The 16,053-nt window shown below is 67.8% G+C and carries 13 protein-coding genes; 5 read left to right on the top strand and 8 right to left on the bottom strand.

The window, feature by feature from the left end; genetic code table 11:
* The first annotated feature begins 12 nt into the window (after window positions 1–12).
* Genes AC1DXX_RS09900 through AC1DXX_RS09890 form a run of 3 tightly spaced genes read left to right on the top strand, consistent with a single transcriptional unit; the run spans window position 13 to window position 3,139 of the window.
* On the top strand, window positions 13–1,206 hold the full coding sequence (locus tag AC1DXX_RS09900) for an ABC transporter substrate-binding protein (RefSeq protein ID WP_478134006.1): 1,194 nt from the start codon (window positions 13–15) through the stop codon (window positions 1,204–1,206).
* Window positions 1,207–1,248: 42 nt separating this feature from the next.
* A complete protein-coding gene (locus AC1DXX_RS09895) occupies window positions 1,249–2,124 on the top strand; it encodes a branched-chain amino acid ABC transporter permease (RefSeq protein WP_478134005.1) in 876 nt (291 codons plus the stop codon).
* Window positions 2,125–2,134: 10 nt separating this feature from the next.
* Window positions 2,135–3,139 (top strand): branched-chain amino acid ABC transporter permease, encoded by a 1,005-nt coding sequence (locus tag AC1DXX_RS09890; protein WP_478134004.1) that lies wholly within the window; start codon window positions 2,135–2,137, stop codon window positions 3,137–3,139.
* A gap of 21 nt (window positions 3,140–3,160) precedes the next feature.
* Here the strand turns inward: AC1DXX_RS09890 and AC1DXX_RS09885 are convergent, their stop codons facing one another.
* The 3 genes from AC1DXX_RS09885 to AC1DXX_RS09875 all read right to left on the bottom strand — a co-directional run bounded on the left by AC1DXX_RS09885 (window position 3,161) and on the right by AC1DXX_RS09875 (window position 6,231).
* The gene (locus AC1DXX_RS09885) at window positions 3,161–3,703 is read right to left on the bottom strand and encodes a DUF4399 domain-containing protein (RefSeq protein WP_478134003.1); all 543 of its coding nucleotides are present in this window, start codon (window positions 3,701–3,703) and stop codon (window positions 3,161–3,163) included.
* Window positions 3,704–4,087: 384 nt separating this feature from the next.
* The gene (locus AC1DXX_RS09880) at window positions 4,088–5,155 is read right to left on the bottom strand and encodes a lipocalin-like domain-containing protein (protein WP_478134002.1); all 1,068 of its coding nucleotides are present in this window, start codon (window positions 5,153–5,155) and stop codon (window positions 4,088–4,090) included.
* Window positions 5,155–6,231, bottom strand: a complete 1,077-nt coding sequence (locus AC1DXX_RS09875; RefSeq protein WP_478134001.1) for a PLP-dependent cysteine synthase family protein — start codon at window positions 6,229–6,231, stop codon at window positions 5,155–5,157. Before AC1DXX_RS09875 ends, AC1DXX_RS09880 begins: the two co-directional genes overlap by 1 nt.
* A gap of 92 nt (window positions 6,232–6,323) precedes the next feature.
* Between AC1DXX_RS09875 and AC1DXX_RS09870 the strand changes: the two genes are divergently transcribed.
* A complete protein-coding gene (locus AC1DXX_RS09870; protein ID WP_478134000.1) occupies window positions 6,324–8,867 on the top strand; it encodes a penicillin acylase family protein in 2,544 nt (847 codons plus the stop codon).
* A gap of 10 nt (window positions 8,868–8,877) precedes the next feature.
* Here the strand turns inward: AC1DXX_RS09870 and AC1DXX_RS09865 are convergent, their stop codons facing one another.
* Window positions 8,878–11,484, bottom strand: a complete 2,607-nt coding sequence (locus AC1DXX_RS09865) for an FtsX-like permease family protein (RefSeq protein ID WP_478133999.1) — start codon at window positions 11,482–11,484, stop codon at window positions 8,878–8,880.
* Window positions 11,485–11,568: 84 nt separating this feature from the next.
* On the opposite strand from AC1DXX_RS09865, the gene AC1DXX_RS09860 reads away from it, so the two are divergent.
* Window positions 11,569–12,987 (top strand): serine hydrolase domain-containing protein, encoded by a 1,419-nt coding sequence (locus AC1DXX_RS09860; protein ID WP_478133998.1) that lies wholly within the window; start codon window positions 11,569–11,571, stop codon window positions 12,985–12,987.
* A 15-nt stretch (window positions 12,988–13,002) separates the two neighbouring features.
* On the opposite strand, the gene AC1DXX_RS09855 is transcribed toward AC1DXX_RS09860, so the two are convergent.
* The 4 genes from AC1DXX_RS09855 to AC1DXX_RS09840 are packed head-to-tail and all read right to left on the bottom strand — an operon-like array spanning window position 13,003 to window position 15,915.
* A complete protein-coding gene (locus AC1DXX_RS09855; RefSeq protein ID WP_478133997.1) occupies window positions 13,003–13,899 on the bottom strand; it encodes an ADP-ribosylglycohydrolase family protein in 897 nt (298 codons plus the stop codon).
* Entirely contained in the window at window positions 13,896–14,468 is a 573-nt protein-coding gene (locus AC1DXX_RS09850) for an NADAR family protein (RefSeq protein ID WP_478133996.1), read from the bottom strand. Before AC1DXX_RS09850 ends, AC1DXX_RS09855 begins: the two co-directional genes overlap by 4 nt.
* Window positions 14,469–14,479: 11 nt before the next feature.
* Window positions 14,480–15,091 (bottom strand): DUF4291 domain-containing protein, encoded by a 612-nt coding sequence (locus tag AC1DXX_RS09845; RefSeq protein WP_478133995.1) that lies wholly within the window; start codon window positions 15,089–15,091, stop codon window positions 14,480–14,482.
* Window positions 15,088–15,915, bottom strand: a complete 828-nt coding sequence (locus AC1DXX_RS09840) for a TIGR02452 family protein (protein WP_478134057.1) — start codon at window positions 15,913–15,915, stop codon at window positions 15,088–15,090. Before AC1DXX_RS09840 ends, AC1DXX_RS09845 begins: the two co-directional genes overlap by 4 nt.
* Window positions 15,916–16,053: the final 138 nt, after the last annotated feature.

Genomic DNA, 16,053 nt, shown 5'->3' with positions numbered 1-16,053 from the left:
TGAGGACCTCCCATGAAAAAAGCGTTTGCCTTCACCGCCGTTTTTGCCGCCGCAGCACTGGCCGCCGGCGCCGCCCAGGCCCAGGACAAGGTCAAGATCGGCTTCATCACCGACATGTCGAGCCTCTATGCGGACGTGGAGGGCAAGAACGGCGCCCTCGCGATCCAGATGGCCATCGACGACTTCGGCGGCAAGGTCAACGGCATGCCCATCGAGCTGCTGCAGGCCGACCACCAGAACAAGGCYGACATCGCTGCCTCCAAGGCACGCGAGTGGATCGACACGCAAGGCCTGACGATGCTGTTCGGCGGCACCAGCTCGGGCACCGCACTGGCCATGGCCAAGGTGGCACAGGAGAAGAAGCGCGTCTTCATCGTCAACGGCGCCGGCAGCTCGGCGCTCACCAACGACCAGTGCACCCCGTACACCGTGCACTACGCCTACGACACCGTGGCGCTGGCCAAGGGCACCGGCAGCGCGGTGATCGAGCGCGGCGACAAGRGCTGGTATTTCCTCACGGCCGACTACGCCTTCGGCCAGGCCCTCGAAGGCGATGCCACCAAGGTCGTGAAGGAGAAGGGCGGCACGGTGCTCGGCAGCGTCAAGCATCCGCTCAACACCTCGGACTTCTCGTCGTTCCTGCTGCAGGCACAGAACTCCAAGGCCCAGGTGCTGGCGCTGGCCAATGCGGGCGGCGACACCATCAACTCGATCAAGGCCGCCAAGGAATTCGGCATCACCAAGACCATGAAGATGGTCGGCCTGCTGGTGTTCGTGACCGACGTGCACAGCCTGGGCCTGAAGAACACCGAAGGCCTGCTGCTCACTACCAGCTGGGACTGGAACCTGGACGACAAGACGCGCGCCTTCGGCAAGCGCTTCTTCGAGAAGACCAAGCGCATGCCCACCGACATCCAGGCGGCCGACTACTCGGCCACCATGACCTACCTGAAGGCCGTGCAGGCCGCCAAGACGGTCGATGCCGACAAGGTGATGGAGACGCTCAAGAAGACGCCGATCGACGACTTCTACGCCAAGGGTTCCATCCGCGCCGATGGCCGCTTCGTGCACGACATGTACCTGGTGCAGGTCAAGTCGCCGGCCGAATCCAAGCAGCCGTGGGACTACTACAAGGTGATCCAGAAGCTCAAGGGTGAAGACGTCTTCACGACCAAGGCCGAGAGCAAGTGCGCCCTCTGGAAGTGATCTCCCGCGGGCGCCCCGGCGCCCGGGTTCGTTGAAACGCTTATGACCATTTCCCTTCCCGCTCTGTTGAGCCAGCTCCTTTTGGGGCTGGTCAACGGCTCCTTCTACGCCATCCTGAGCCTCGGGCTGGCGGTGATCTTCGGCCTGCTCAACGTCATCAACTTCGCGCATGGCGCGCTGTTCATGCTGGGCGCCGTCCTGACCTGGATGGCGATGGAATATCTGGGCATCAACTACTGGGTGATGCTGATTGCGGCGCCGATCCTGATCGGCCTCTTCGGCGTGGTGATCGAACGGCTCCTGCTGCGCTGGATCTACAAGCTCGACCACCTCTACGGCCTCTTGCTCACGCTCGGCCTCACGCTGCTGATCGAAGGCGTGTTCCGCTCGGTCTACGGCGTCTCGGGGCTGCCCTACGATGCGCCCGATGCGCTGTCGAGCGCCACCGACCTGGGCTTCATGGTGCTGCCCAACTACCGGGCCTGGGTGGTCGTTGCATCGCTGGTGATCTGTTTCGCCACCTGGTATGTGATCGAGAAGACCCGCCTGGGCGCTTATCTGCGCGCCGGCACCGAGAACCCGCGCCTGGTGGAAGCCTTCGGTGTCAACGTGCCGCTGATGATCACGCTGACCTACGCCTTCGGCTGCGCGCTCGCGGCCTTCGCCGGCGTGCTGGCCGCACCCGTGATGCAGGTGTCGCCGCTGATGGGGCAGAACCTGATCATCGTGGTGTTCGCGGTGGTCGTGATCGGTGGCATGGGCTCCATCATGGGCGCCATCCTCACGGGCCTGGGGCTCGGTGTGATCGAGGGGCTCACCAAGGTTTTCTATCCCGAGGCTTCGTCTACGGTTGTGTTTGTGATCATGGTCATCGTGCTGTTGATTCGCCCCGCCGGCCTGTTCGGCAAAGAGAAGTAAGGCGAGCGGCATGAACATGAAAAAGATCTCTACCGTCGTCTACGCCTTGCTGCTGGTCGCACTGATCGCGGCGCCGTTCCTCGGCGCCTACCCGGTGTTCGTGATGAAGCTCATGTGCTTCGCACTGTTCGCCGCGGCCTTCAACCTGCTGCTGGGCTTCACCGGCCTGCTGTCCTTCGGGCACGCGGCCTTCCTGGGCGGCTCCGCGTACGTCGCGGGGCATGCGATGAAGGTCTGGGGCCTGACGCCCGAGCTGGGCCTGATCGCGGGCACGCTCACCGGCGCCTTGCTGGGCTGGCTGTTCGGTGTGCTGGCCATCCGGCGCCAGGGCATCTACTTCGCGATGATCACGCTGGCGCTCGCGCAGATGATGTTCTTCGTTGCGCTGCAGGCCAAGTTCACGGGCGGCGAAGACGGCCTGCAGGGCGTGCCGCGCGGCAAGCTCTTCGGCGTTGTCGACCTCGCGAACGACCTCACGATGTACTACGTCGCGCTGGTCATCGTCGTGGCCGCGTTCCTCTTGATCGTGCGCACCATCCATTCGCCGTTCGGGCAGGTGTTGAAGGGCATCAAGGAAAACGAGCCGCGCGCGCTCTCGCTCGGCTACGACGTGAGCCGCTTCAAGCTGCTGGCCTTCGTGATCTCGGCCGCGCTGTCGGGGCTGGCCGGCTCGCTCAAGACGCTGGTGCTGGGCTTTGCCACGCTGTCGGACGTGCACTGGACCGCTTCGGGCCAGGTCATCCTGATGACGCTGGTGGGCGGTCTGGGCACGCTGTCGGGGCCGCTGGTGGGTTCGGCGGTGGTGGTGCTGCTCGAGAACAAGATCGGCGAACTGGGCAACTTCCTCGCGCGCATCACGACGGTGGACTGGTTCAACACGCTGGGCGAGTCGGTGACCATGGTCACGGGCCTGATCTTCGTGATCTGCGTGCTGGCCTTCCGCAAGGGGATCATGGGCGAGATCATTGCGTTCATCGACCGGCGCAAGGGGCGCGGGCCAGGCTCGTCGCACTGAACGCGCCTGTCGCGAGGGCTGCTAGTTGGCCTTCGGAAGCACGGTGATCTCGATCTCCCGGCTGGCCACGTAGTACGGCACATGCGCGTGGTTGGCGAACAGCAGGCGCAGCTTGTGCTTGCCGGGCGGCAAGTCGAGCACGGCTTCCGTCTCGCCGTTGCCGTAGTGCTTGTAGTGCTGGTGCAGGTACTCGCCGGGCTTGTCGAAGGGAATCGCCGCCTTGATGTCGACCGGCAGCGGCATGTCGATCAGGATGTGGTGGTGGCCGGTGTTCTTGATTTCACCGGCGACCACGGGCGCGACACCCATGCCCGAAGCCACGAACGCGACGCGAAACGGTGACTTCACCTGGTCCCCGTTCTTGATGTTCGTGAAGTACAGCAGTTTTTCTCCGGGCAGGAAAGGACGCGTGCGGTCGCTCGCGCTGATGTCGCTGATGACGGAGTCCGTGGTCTCCAGCGGCTTGATTGCGACGTCGGGTGGCGCCGCGACGGCGAAGGAGGCGCTGATCGACAGCAGGGCGCTGGCGATGACCAGCGTTCTCAGGTGGTGATGGATGTTCATGGGGGACTTACGCTTCCGACCCTAAAACGGATGCATACCTCGCCTTCTTTTTCGGCAATGTTGTATTTGAAAGGCGCTGTTCAGGGCGCGATCCCGCCGACAGTGTGCGCAGCGAAGCGAATGTCCCCCGGCGCGGCCTAGGGCCGCATGCCTCCTCCTTTATTTCGCTGCGCAGAGCACACCGTCGGCGTGATCGCTCAGCGCAGCGGTTGATCGGCCAGCACGAGAGCAGCGCTCATCGTGCACAGGGCACCGGGTGCTCCCCGCAGCGAAATAAAGGAGGAGCGAAGCGGGGGACATTCGCGGAGGGGAGTACCCGGTGGCCTGTGCACGCGCCCCGGACACAACGCGCAGCAGAGCAACTGAGCTGCGCCCCGCACAGGACTACAACCGCAGCGGCGCAGCGTAGCCCGTCATCTCCAGATAGCCGCGTCCCACACGGAGCCCCTGGGTATCGAGCAGGTCGCTGAGGCCTTCCCAGTACACGCCGCCAGTCGAACCGCGGCTGTCCAGTTCCTGGTCGTCGAGCAGGGCGCGCACCTCGAAATTGCCGGATGGCGTCTGCACGCGCCACTGCGTCGGGTACAACGCCCGCGTGCGCGGGCTGGTCCACGCGTTGACGCTCTCGAAGCGCACTTCGTCGTTCTTGAAGACACGCAGCGCACCGTCGCCTGTGCGGAACGAGCCGCCACTCCACAAAGCGCTGCCGTCCTTGCGGCGCAAGTGAAAGGCGGTGAGGGCGCTGCCGTCGTCCAGGTTCATGCCGATCCAGTCCCAGCCCACGGCGTCGGGGTGCATCAGCGCCTCGCTCCATTCGTGGTCGAGCCAGGCGACGCCGCCGACCTCGAAGGCCTGGCCCTTGAGCGTGAGCCTTCCTTGCGTCTTCAGCTGGGGCTCGCTGTAGTAGTAGCTCGCCTGCGCTTCCTCGGGCCCCTTGCGCGAGAGGCCGGCGTTGCCTTGCAGGAGAACCTGCTGCGTCGGCGTGAAGCGCAGGTCGAGCGTGAACTCGCCGGCCGGAATGCGCGCCGAATAGCCGCCGTCCTTGCGCATCAGCGACCAGTCGCGCAGGCGCACGTCGGTGTCGGTCTCGCCGGCCGATGCGATGCCGAAGCCGGCGCGTGCGATGCGCTGGTCGTGCAGCAGCACGCGGCCTTCGAGATCGGTGACGGCCGCGTGCGCGAAGACGAGATTCTTCGCCGCAAAGGCCGAGCGCATGTCCTGCGTGGCTTCGACGCGCGAACGGAAGAAGGTTACCTGGAAGCCGAACTCGCGTCCCGCCGCGTTCTTCGCGTGGCCCGTGATGTACCACCACTCGGTGCGCAGATCGGGATGGCTGCCGAAGTCGCGCGGGAACTGCAGCGTGCGCGGGGGCAAGGCCCAGGCCGCGGGCCCGGCGGCCAGCGCGGCGAGCAGCAGGCTGCGCCGCGACAGGCGGAGCGAGGGCGACAGCATCACCCCGCAACCAGCGCGTCGATGCGCTGTTGCGCCGGTCCGATGTCGCCGAATGCGTTCTGCACCCACGCCGCATCGTGGTAGCTCGGCAGGTAGCGCTCGCCCGCGTCGCACAGCAGCGAAAGGATGGAGCCTTGCCGCCCGGCCGCGCGCATCTCCTGCGCAATGGCCAGCATGCCGACGAAGTTGGTGCCGGTCGAAGGCCCGACCTTGCGCCCCAGCAGCGCCGACAGCGCATGCATGGCCGCCACCGAATCGAGGTTGGGCACTTCGATCATGCGGTCGACCAGCGTGCGAATGAAGCTCGGCTCCACCCGCGGCCGGCCGATGCCTTCGATGCGCGAGCCGACGGCCGTCAGCGCGGCGTCGCCCGTGCGGTGGTAGGCCGAGAACACCGAGCCTTCGGGGTCGGGCACGCACACCTGCGTGTCGTGGCAGCGAAAGCGCAGGTAGCGGCCGATGGTGGCGCTGGTGCCGCCCGTGCCCGCGCCCACCACGATCCAGGCCGGCACCGGATGCCGCTCGCGCGCCATCTGCTGGAACATGCTCTCGGCGATGTTGTTGTTGCCGCGCCAGTCGGTGGCGCGCTCGGCGTAGGTGAACTGGTCCATGTAGTGGCCGCCGGTGCGTTCGGCCAGCGCCCGGGCCTCCTCGTACACCTGCGCCGCGTGGTCGACGAAGTGGCAGCTCGCGCCGTAGAAGGCGATCTGCGCGATCTTCTCGGGCGAGGTGCTGCGCGGCATCACCGCGATGAAGGGCAGGCCCAGCAGCCGCGCGAAGTAGGCCTCGCTCACCGCCGTCGAGCCGCTCGACGCCTCGACGATGGTCGTGCCCTCGCGCACCCAGCCGTTGCACAGCGCATAGAGAAAGAGCGAGCGCGCGAGCCGGTGCTTGAGGCTGCCGGTCGGGTGGGTCGATTCGTCCTTCAGGTACAGGTCGATGCCCTGCGCGGCGAGCGCGGGCAGGGGCAGCGGGATCAGGTGGGTGTCGGCGCTGCGCTGGTAGTCGGCCTCGATGCGGCGGATCGCGCCGCCGAGCCAGCCGCTGCAGGAGGAGGAAGAAAGTGGTTGCTGCATAGCGTGCCAGTCTACAAGTCATGCCTTGCAACCCGGCGGGCGCATAAATCGGGATACTGTGCGCTGCCACCAACAGGCAGGAGACGAGACACATGAAAAGAAAGAACCTGCGCCCCGCATCGCGGCGCATGCCGAGCCATCGGCTTTCCATCGGCGTCGTGGCGTTCGCGGCCATCGCACTTGCCGGCTGCGCGTCAGGCCCCCCGAATGGAGAAACGGCGACACGCCCCTCTTCATCCTTCGCCGTGCCGGGCCTCGAGAAGCCCGCCGAGGTGCTGGTCGACCGCTGGGGCGTGCCGCACCTGTACGCCGGCACGCTCTACGACGCCTTCGTGGCGCAGGGCTTCATCGCCGCACGCGACCGGCTGTGGCAGATGGACCTGTGGCGCAAGCGCGGCCTCGGCGAAATGGCCAAGGACTTCGGTCCCGCCTGGGTCGAGAGCGACCGCGCCGCGCGCGCCGTGCTCTACCGCGGCGACATGTACCGCGAATGGCTGGCCTACGGCTCGGATGCCAAGCGCGTGGCCGAGGCCTTCACGGCTGGCGTCAATGCCTATGTCGCGCAGGTACGCGCACAGCCCGCGCTGCTGCCGACCGAGTTCGCGCTGCTCGGCTACCAGCCGGCCGCCTGGTCGCCTGAAGACGTGGTGCGCATCCGGCACCACGGCCTCACGCTCAACTTCACCTCCGAAGTCGACCGCGCTCGCGCCTTCTGCGCGGGCGGGCCGGGCATCAAGGCCGACTGGCTGCGCCGCGAGCTCGATCCGCCGGTCACGCCCAAAGTGCCGGTCGGGCTCGACCCTTGCAACATTCCGGCGACCGAACTGCGCGCGGCCTACATGCGCGCCACCGAGTCGCCGCAGTTCACCAAGGCCAACACGCGGGTTGGAATGAATGCGGGTGCGGCCTCCACGCCGGTCGCCCTGCTGCCCGGCAGCCCCGAATCGGCTGCGGCGAGGGCAGAGCAGGAGCCGCAACARGCCACGCAAGGCGACCCCACGAGCGCCTACGGCAGCAACAACTGGGTCATTTCGCCGAAGCTCACGTCCACGGGACGCCCCATCCTGGCCAACGACCCGCACCGCTCGCACGGTGCGCCGAGCCTGCGCTACATGACGCACCTGAGCGCGCCCGGCATGGACGCCATCGGCGCGGGCGAGCCCTTCCTGCCGGGCCTGTCGATCGGGCACAACGGAACCATCGCCTTCGGCCTCACGCGCTTCTACATGGACCAGGAAGACCTGTACGTGTACCAGCTCAATCCGCGCAACCCCAACGAGTACCGCTACCAGGGCCGCTGGGAGCCGATGACGCGCGTCACCGAGCGCATCGCGGTGCGCGGCGAGAGTGCGCCGCGCGAGGTGGTCAATACTTTCACGCGCCACGGCCCGGTGCTGCTGTCGGAGCCCGGCAAGCAGCGCGCCTATGCGCTGCGCGCCGCCTGGCTGGAGCCCGGCATGGCGCCGTACTTCGGTTCCATGGACTACATGCGCGCACGCAACTGGGACCAGTTCCGTGCCGCGATGAACCGTTGGGGCGCGCCGGGCGAGAACCAGGTCTACGCCGACAGCAGCGGCAACGTCGGCTGGATTCCGGGCGGGTTGACGCCCATCCGCCCCAACTGGGACGGGTTGATGCCCGTGCCGGGCGACGGGCGCTACGAATGGTCGGGCTTCCGCAACGGCGACGAGCTGCCTTCGGAGTTCAACCCTGCGCGCGGCTATGTGGTGACCGCGAACGAGAACAACATTCCGCCCGACCATCCCGCTGCGAAGAAGGGCATCGGCTACGAATGGAGCGATGCCGCTCGCGCGCGCCGTCTCAAGGAACTGTTCGCGGCGAAGGTGTCGGCAGGCTCGCGCTTCACCCTCGAGGACTCGGAGCGCATGCAGAACGACATCGTGGCGACGCCTGCGCAGCGGCTGCTCAAGCTGCTGGCCGGATTGCGCAGCGACGATGCACAGACAGCTGCCGGCCTGAGTCTGCTGCAGGGGTGGGACGGGACGATGGACCGGGACAGTGCGGCGGCTGCGTTGTACGAGGTGTGGAGCAGCAAGGCCTTGCGTGCGGCCGTGCTCAAGGCGGGGGCGGGCGATACGGCTTCGTCATTGGCTGCACCTGGTGACAACACGCGCACGGTGCTGTTGCTCGAGAACCCGTTCGGCTGGGTCAGCAATGCGCAGCGCGATGCCTTGCTGCTGCAGACCTTGCCGACCGCGATGCAGGAGCTGACCGCCAAGCTGGGGCCCGACATGAAGGCCTGGAAGTGGGGAGCGCTGCACCGCGCCGAGTTCCGCCATCCGCTCGGCAACGTGGTCGATGCCGCCACGCGAAAGAAGCTCGACGTGGGCGACTGGCCGATGTCCGGCTCCGGCTTCACGCCGATGGCGGCGAGCTATCGGGCGAGCGACTACAAGCTGACGTCGGGGGCCTCGTTTCGCATGGTGCTCGACGTGGGCAACTGGGACGCTTCGCGCGTGATCAACACGCCGGGCCAGTCGGGCAACCCCGACAGCCCCAACTACCGCGATCTCGCGCCGCTGTGGCTCGAAGGCAAGTACGTGCCGCTGGTCTACAGCCGCGGGGCGGTGGAAAAGGAAACGGTGGAGCGGATCCAGCTGACACCGGCAAAGTAGGCGTCGGGGCCTACCAGTCTTCCTTCACGGCCAGCACCACATCCTTGCCCGCGGCGGCCCGCCCCGCCAGCCAGGCGGTGACGGTGCCGGCCACCACCACTGCGCCGCACAGCGCGAGCAATCGCACCCACGGCACCAGCAGGTCCATCGTCCAGTGAAAACTCTGCGGGTTGACCACCTTCACGAGCACCACCGACACGGCCAGCCCGAGCACCAGCCCCGCCACGGCGCCGATGGCCGTCCACGCAGCGCCTTCGCCCGCCACCACCGCCAGCACCTGCCGCCGCGTGAACCCCAGGTGCGCGAGCAACCCGAACTCCTTGCGCCGCGCCAGCACCTGCGCGCTGAAGCTCGCTGCGATGCCGAACAGGCCGATGGCGATGGCGACGGCCTGCAGCCAGTAGGTCACCGCGAAGCTGCGGTCGAAGATGCGCAGCGAGGTCGCGCGGATCTGGCCCACTGACGCGATCTCGACTGACTGCGGCGATGCATCGCCCTGGCGCGCCGCCAGCGCACGCACCGCCGCCTGCACGGTGCCCTCCGCCGCGCCCGGTGCGAGCCACAGGGAAATGTCGCTCACATCGCGCCGCCCGGTGATGCGCTCGTAGTCCCGCGCATCCATCGTGATCGCACCGAACTGCCGGGCGTAGTCGCGCCACACGCCCGCCACGAAGAAGCTGTGCGCAGTTGTCGACGATGTGGCGACACCCAGCGCATCCGACAGTGGCTTGAACACTGTCCCGGGCTTTGCCCCATACAGCTCCACCATCGGCTCGCTCACGTAGATGCCGATCTGCCCTTCGGGCACGGCCAGTGCAGTGCCCACCAGCGGCAGCGACTGCGACGCGCTCCCTTCCAGGCTCCGCGCGATCAGCGCCACGGCCGGCTGCGAGGCATCGAGCTGCAGCGACTGGGTCCGCAGCGTGCCCGTGCGCGCCACGCCGGGCAATTGGGCCAGCGCCTGCACGAACGCTGGCGAGAAGGTCGCCGTGTCGGTGCTGCTGGTGCTGCCGCTGTTGCTGCCGCGTCCGCCCGAGGTGGCGCGCACGTACAGGTCGGCCGGCAACACCACGTCGAGCCAGTGCGTCACCGATTCGCGAAAGCTCGCGACCATCACCGTCAGCGCGACCGCCAGGCTCAGGCTTGCGACCACGCCGCTGACCGCCACGGCGGCCGTGCCGCGCATGCGCCTGGCGCGTTCGATGGCCAGCATCGGCAGCACGCGCCGCGCGAACACCGGCGCGATGCGGTCGTACAGCAGTGCGATCAGCCAGGGCAGGGCGGTGATGCCGCCCACCAGCAGGCAGCCCACCGAGAGATACGCCGCCACCGGAATGCCGCCGATGGCCGGGATGTTCGCCAGCGCCGCGCCGACCGCGATCAGCGCGAGCGCCAGCCAGTGGCTCCTGCCCTGCGTCGGCGCGGCGCCCAGCCCCTTGAGCGTTTGCGCCTCGGGCAGCGCCTGCGCCGCACGCGCGGGCCACCAGCCGCCCACCAGTGCCGCCAGCACGCCGAGCCCACCGTACAGCAGCGCGGCACTGCCGCTCCAGTGCAGCTTGGGCGCAACGCCCTCGAAATACCCGCCGCCCAGGTCGCCGCCCAGCACCCGCAGCGCAAAAGCGGCGAGCGCGGTGCCCAACGCGAGGCCGGCCGCACTGCCGATCAGGCCCAGCACCAGCGATTCGGCCAGCACCAGCCGCAGCCGCTCGCGGGGTGTGAGGCCCAGCACGCCGAGCAGCGCGAACTGCTGCGCGCGCTTGGCGACGCTGAGCGCCAGCACCGAGAACACCAGGAACGCGCCGGTGAACAGCGCCACCAGCGCCAGCACCGTCAGGTTGACGCGGTAGGCGCGCGACAGGTTGCTCACGCGCTCCGCCGCATCGCCGGGTTCTGCGAACTGCACGCCCGCGGGCCAGCCGGGCGACTTCTGCAGCGAAGCGATGAAGGCCGCGCGGTCGGTGCCGGGCGCGAGCCGCAGATCGATGCGGCTGAGCCGGCCGGTCTGGTCGAAAAGATCCTGCGCAGCCGCGATGTCCATCACCGCGAGCGCGGCGCCGCTGGCGGCGACATGGCCTGCCACATCGAGCCGATGCCATGCCGCGCCGCTGCGCAATTGCACCGTCTCGGTGGTACCGACACTCGCCTGCGTCGGCAGGCCCAGCACGTTGCGCGCCGCGGCGTTGAGAAACACATGGCCCGGCGCGAACAGCGCAAAGCGATCGGCGCCGGCCGCGGGCTGCGGCATCAGCGCGGGCGCGATCGTGGGGAGCACCAGCGCATCGACGCCGATCACCCGCATCGGCACCTGTCGCTCGCCGCCGGCCAGCGACAGGCCCTGGAGTTCGAGCACCGGGCTCGCCAGCGTCACCTGCGGATGCCGGGCCAGCCGCGCGAACACGGCCTCGTCGAAGCCGCCCTGCACGGCGCGCACTTCGAGGTCCGGCTGGCCATTGACCGAGCGCACGGCGCTCGAGAACTCGTCGAGTGCCGAGGCATTGATGAGCTGCACCGAGAACGCGAGCGCCACGCCCAGCATCACGGCCAGCACGGCCGCCGCGTTGCGCCAGGGGTGGTGGCGCAGTTCCTGCCAGGAGAAGGTGGTGAGCAATGCACGCATGCACCGATTGTGGCCGGGGCCCGCGCGTTACATCGGCATGGCACGATGGCGCCTGTTCGACGACGACGCCCGAGGAATTCGACGATGCGGCTCCTGCCCCCCGCCCTGTACCGCCGCTGGTTCGCGGCCTGGCTTCTTGCAGCGCTGGCGGGCAGCGCGGTCGCACAGCAGCAACCGCTGACGCTGGCGAGCGACCCCGCCGTGCTGGCCAGGGCGGCCCTTGCCGCCGAGCGGGGAACGCTGGTGGTCGGCATCCTGCGCAACGGCAAGGCCTCGTACGGTGCGGCCTACAACCCCGAGCCGCCATCGACCCCGCGCCCTGTCGAGCCGAACAGTGCCGAGCAGCCCATGTTCGAGATCGGCTCCGTCACCAAGGTCTTCACGGGCCTGCTGCTGGCGCAGGCGGTGGAGCGCGGCGACGTGACGCTCGACGACACGGTGGGCAAGCTGCTTGCGGGCAAGGTCGAAGGGGTGCCGCCCGCGGTGGCTTCGGTGACCTTGAAGCAGCTCGTCACGCACACCGGCTGCATGCCCGTGATGGCCGATGGCGTGACGGGCGGCCCAGCGCTGGCGGAGCAGTTCCGCACCTTCGACAAGCCGATGTTCTGGGCGGCGCTGTCGCGCATCAAGCTCACGGCCGCCGCGCCGCCTTGCGAGGGCAGCTACAGCAACTTCGGCATGGCGCTGCTCGGGCAACTGCTGGCTGAGCGCTACGGCACCTCGTGGGGCGAGCTGGTGCGTGCGCGCATCACCGAGCCGCTGGGCATGAACGACACCGTGATCCCGCTCGGCGACAAGGCTTCGCGCATGGCCCCGTGCTTCGCCGGCGACCGGCGCCAGCCGCTGCTCGACATGACGGCCTACGCGCCGGCCAGCGCGCTGCGCTCCACCGCCGCCGACATGCTGGTGCTGAGCCGTGCGATCCTCGCGGGCGCCAACGGCCCGCTGGGCCCGGCCGCTGCGCGCATGCTCACGCCGCTGGCGCGCTACGAGGGCGCGGAGATCGGCTATGCGGTGATGGTGCGCGGCCCCGGCGGTGGCCGGCGCACCTACTACCACGCAGGCGTGACCGAGGGCTACCGCACGCTCTGGCTGCTCGCACCCGACACCGGCGAGGCGCTGATCGTGCTCAGCAGCAATGCGCGCGCGCCGCTGCAGCCGGTGATGCTGGCCATCGGCAAGAGCCGCTATCCGGTGCCGACGGCCGAGATGCCGATCGATCCGAAACGTCTGGACGACTACAAGGGCGAGTTCCGCATCACGCAGACCCAGGCGCTGAGCTTCACGGTGCGCGGCTCGAAGCTGCTGGTGCGCGAGACGGGGCGGGGCTACAACGCGCTCACGCCCACCGGCAACGACCGCTTTGCGGTGACCGCCATCGGGGCGCAGTTCGTCTTCAGGCGCGACGAAGGCAATGCGGTGGTGGGGGTGACGCTGGCACAGGGCGGGAGCCAGCTCGACGCGCGGCGCCTGGGCGAGGCTGTCGCGGTGCCGCAGGAGTGATGCAGGGGCTTCTGCTCAGCGCGCCAGTGCCAGCAGCTGGTTCGCCATCTGCTCGATCTCGCTGCGCATCGCGAGCTGACGCAGCCAGCCCGGCGGAATGCCGTCGATGCCGTAGAAGGCTCCCGCCAACTGCCCGCAGATCGCGGCGGTGGTGTCGGCGTCATCGCCAAGATTGACTGCGGCCAGCACGGCCGCTTCGAACGAGTCGGTGTGCGCGAAGCACCAGAGTGCCGCCTCGAGCGATTCGACGCAGTAGCCCGAGCCCTTGATGCGCTCCCGCGGTTTCGATGCGTAGTCGCCGCGCCCCAGTGCGGCAACCTTCTCGCTCAAGGGCTCCAGCGGCGCGGTGGCAAGAATCGCCGCCTTGCCCCCGCCCTGCAGCGCCGCGCGCAGTTGCAGGGCAAAGAGCCGTGAGCATTCGATGGCCTCCAGTGCGCCGTGCGTGGTGCGGGTGCTCTCGCCAGCCTGCTGCCAGGCGGCTGCGACGCTCGATGCGAAGAACATCGGCACCGGCGCGAGCCGCATCAACGCGCCGTTGCCCGCGGTGCGCGGATCGGGGTTGCCGGAGAAAGGATCTCCCGATGCGAGGTAGCGGGTGAGGGCGGCCGACACGGTGCCGCCGATGTCGAAGCAGCGCCCGTTGCTGCTCATGTAGCCCACGTTGCGCCAGTTGCAATAGCGGTTCATCTGGTCGGCTGCATTGAAGCCCTGGCAATGGATCAGGCTCGCCGCGAGGCACAGCGCCATCGAGGTGTCGTCGGTCCATTCACCGGGTTCCAGGTCGAAGGGGCCGCCGCCGTGCATGCCGGTCACCGGCGCGAAGCTGCCGCGCGGGCTGAACTCGACGCTCGTGCCCACGGCATCGCCGCAGGCCAGGCCGAGCAGGCAGCCCTGGTAGCGCGCGGCGCTCATCGTGCGGCCCTCAGCACATCGCGCGCCGCCATGAGCGCGAAGCCCAGCAGGTTGAGGCCGCGCCATTCGCGAGGGTCCTGGGCCGCGGGATCGGTGGCGGCCCGGCCGATGCCCCAGATGGCGTCGACCGGACTGGCTTCCACCAGCACTTGATGGCCGGTGCCCAGCAGGAAGGCGCCGAGCGCGGCGTTCTGCGAGAACTTCTCGACATTGCCGCGCGTGACGATGTCGAAACGCGCTTCGACCCACGCCGCTTCGTCGAAGTTGCGGATCTCGCGGCCGAGCTTCTTGGCTTCGCCGGGTGTGCGCGCCGCGACGATGCGTTCGCAGGTTGCGGTGTCGCCGAACACGCGTGCCTTGCCGGCCATCATGAAATGCTCCGCCGTGCGATACCCCACGCCGTCGACCGTGAATCCGGCCTCGAACCACTGGCTGAAGCAGCTCTTGTTCACGCCGCTCTTCGGCGCCTGGTGGCCCCAGAACAGCAGGTACTCGGGGCGATGGCCCTGTGCGAAGTACGCCGGCAGGTCCTTGGTACTGCGCGGCGTCATGGGTGGGTTCGTTGTCATTTTTCTTTTCCTCAGGGCTCGATATCGAGCGGATGCTCCACTGGCAATTGCAGTTCGGGGTTGTCGTCTTGCGCCATCGGGCGCTGTGCCTCCACAAAGGCGCGCATGTCGATCACTTCGAGCAGTTCTTCTCTTGCGAACGCCGCAAGCGTACGCCCGCGCAGGCCGAGCTGGATCGCACGGCGCTCCAGCTTGTTGCCGCTCGGCGCATGGTCCGGGTCCCATTGCAGGCGCACCTCGGATCGTCCGACCGCCTCTTGCCACGCCTCGCGGATCGGGTAGCGCACGGAGTCGAAGGTCGAAGGCACGGCCTCCCGCACCACCCGCTCGAAGAATGCGCGGCGCAGCCGCAGGCCGAGCGTGACCTCCTGGCCTTCCTTGGTGCCCCAGCCGGAGCGATACATCATCCAGAGGAAGTTGGGCTTGACCCAGCTCATGCGCGAAAGGCTGAAGTCCGGCCCGTCCAGGCGGCCGTGCCGGATCGCGTATTCGCCGATGGCGGGGCGGTAGGCCTGGTAGACGACGACGGACTGCGCATCGTAGTGCGCCAGGATGTGCTTTCCGCTCTGCGGCCAGCGTTCGCGCTGGGCGAGGTGCAGTTCGATGGGAAGAGGGGTTTTCATCGTGTGAAGGTTTTCAGGAACGCCCTGTAGACGTCTTGCTGTATCGAGGTGTCGAGCACTGCGAACACGATCCGCTCGAAATGATTCGCCCAGGCGGCATCGCCGTACAGATGGGATCGGAAGGCATGCGCCACCATCGCCGGATCGTTGCGGAATACGCCGCAGCCCCATGCTCCGAGTACCAGCGTGGCACAGCCCTGGAGCGCCGCCAATGCAAGCACCCGCTCCGATCGTGTACGAAGAACATCGGGTACCAGCGCAAGCTCCTCCGGATGGTTCTTCGCGACGGCACCGGCGTTGGGGGCGGCACATGTGATGAAGGTGACCAGTTCTGGCGTGCGCATCAGGCTGCCGTCGTCCCGACGGAAGACAGGGCAATCCGGCGAAACAATCATCGCGTCCGAATACAGGGACGAGGTGGAGGCGCGATGGCCCTCATGGAACTGAGGCGCGCGCAAGAGCGATGCATACAACGCCGAACTGGTTGCGAGCGACTCTTCTTGCGCGAGACTGCCTCCGAGGAAACCGCCCCCCGGATTTCTGGCGGATGCGAAGTTCAGCGCCGCAACGGGGCCATTCGTCTCGTTCAGCACACGGGAGATGCAGGCGAGCGTTGTCTGATTGACGACCTCGACGGCTGCTGCAAGGTTCCGTCGGCGCCGCGTCGCGGCCTGCGACAGGAGTGCATGGGTTTCCTCGGCGCCGATGTACCGTGTCGAGCGCAGGCAGGCGTCGATCTGCACGGACATCTCGACGGTGTGGTGGTTCGCGAGTGTGTATCGACCCTGGTCCAGGATGGCCAAGGTTTCGTGTGCGACAGTCATTCTTTGGTGGCGGTTCATTTTTTTCTTGTTGTCATCGATTTGAAGAGGTCATTGGTTGCTCTGTGCAACTAATTAAAGGTTGTATAGTACAACTAATCAATCCGGAGTCAAGCCACCGTTGTGAGCACACCCAAACCG

The organism is Variovorax sp. P4_B10 (genome assembly GCF_056402375.1).
The sequence above is the reverse complement of the archived record's forward strand: the minus strand, read 5'-3'. Positions and strand labels throughout refer to the sequence as shown.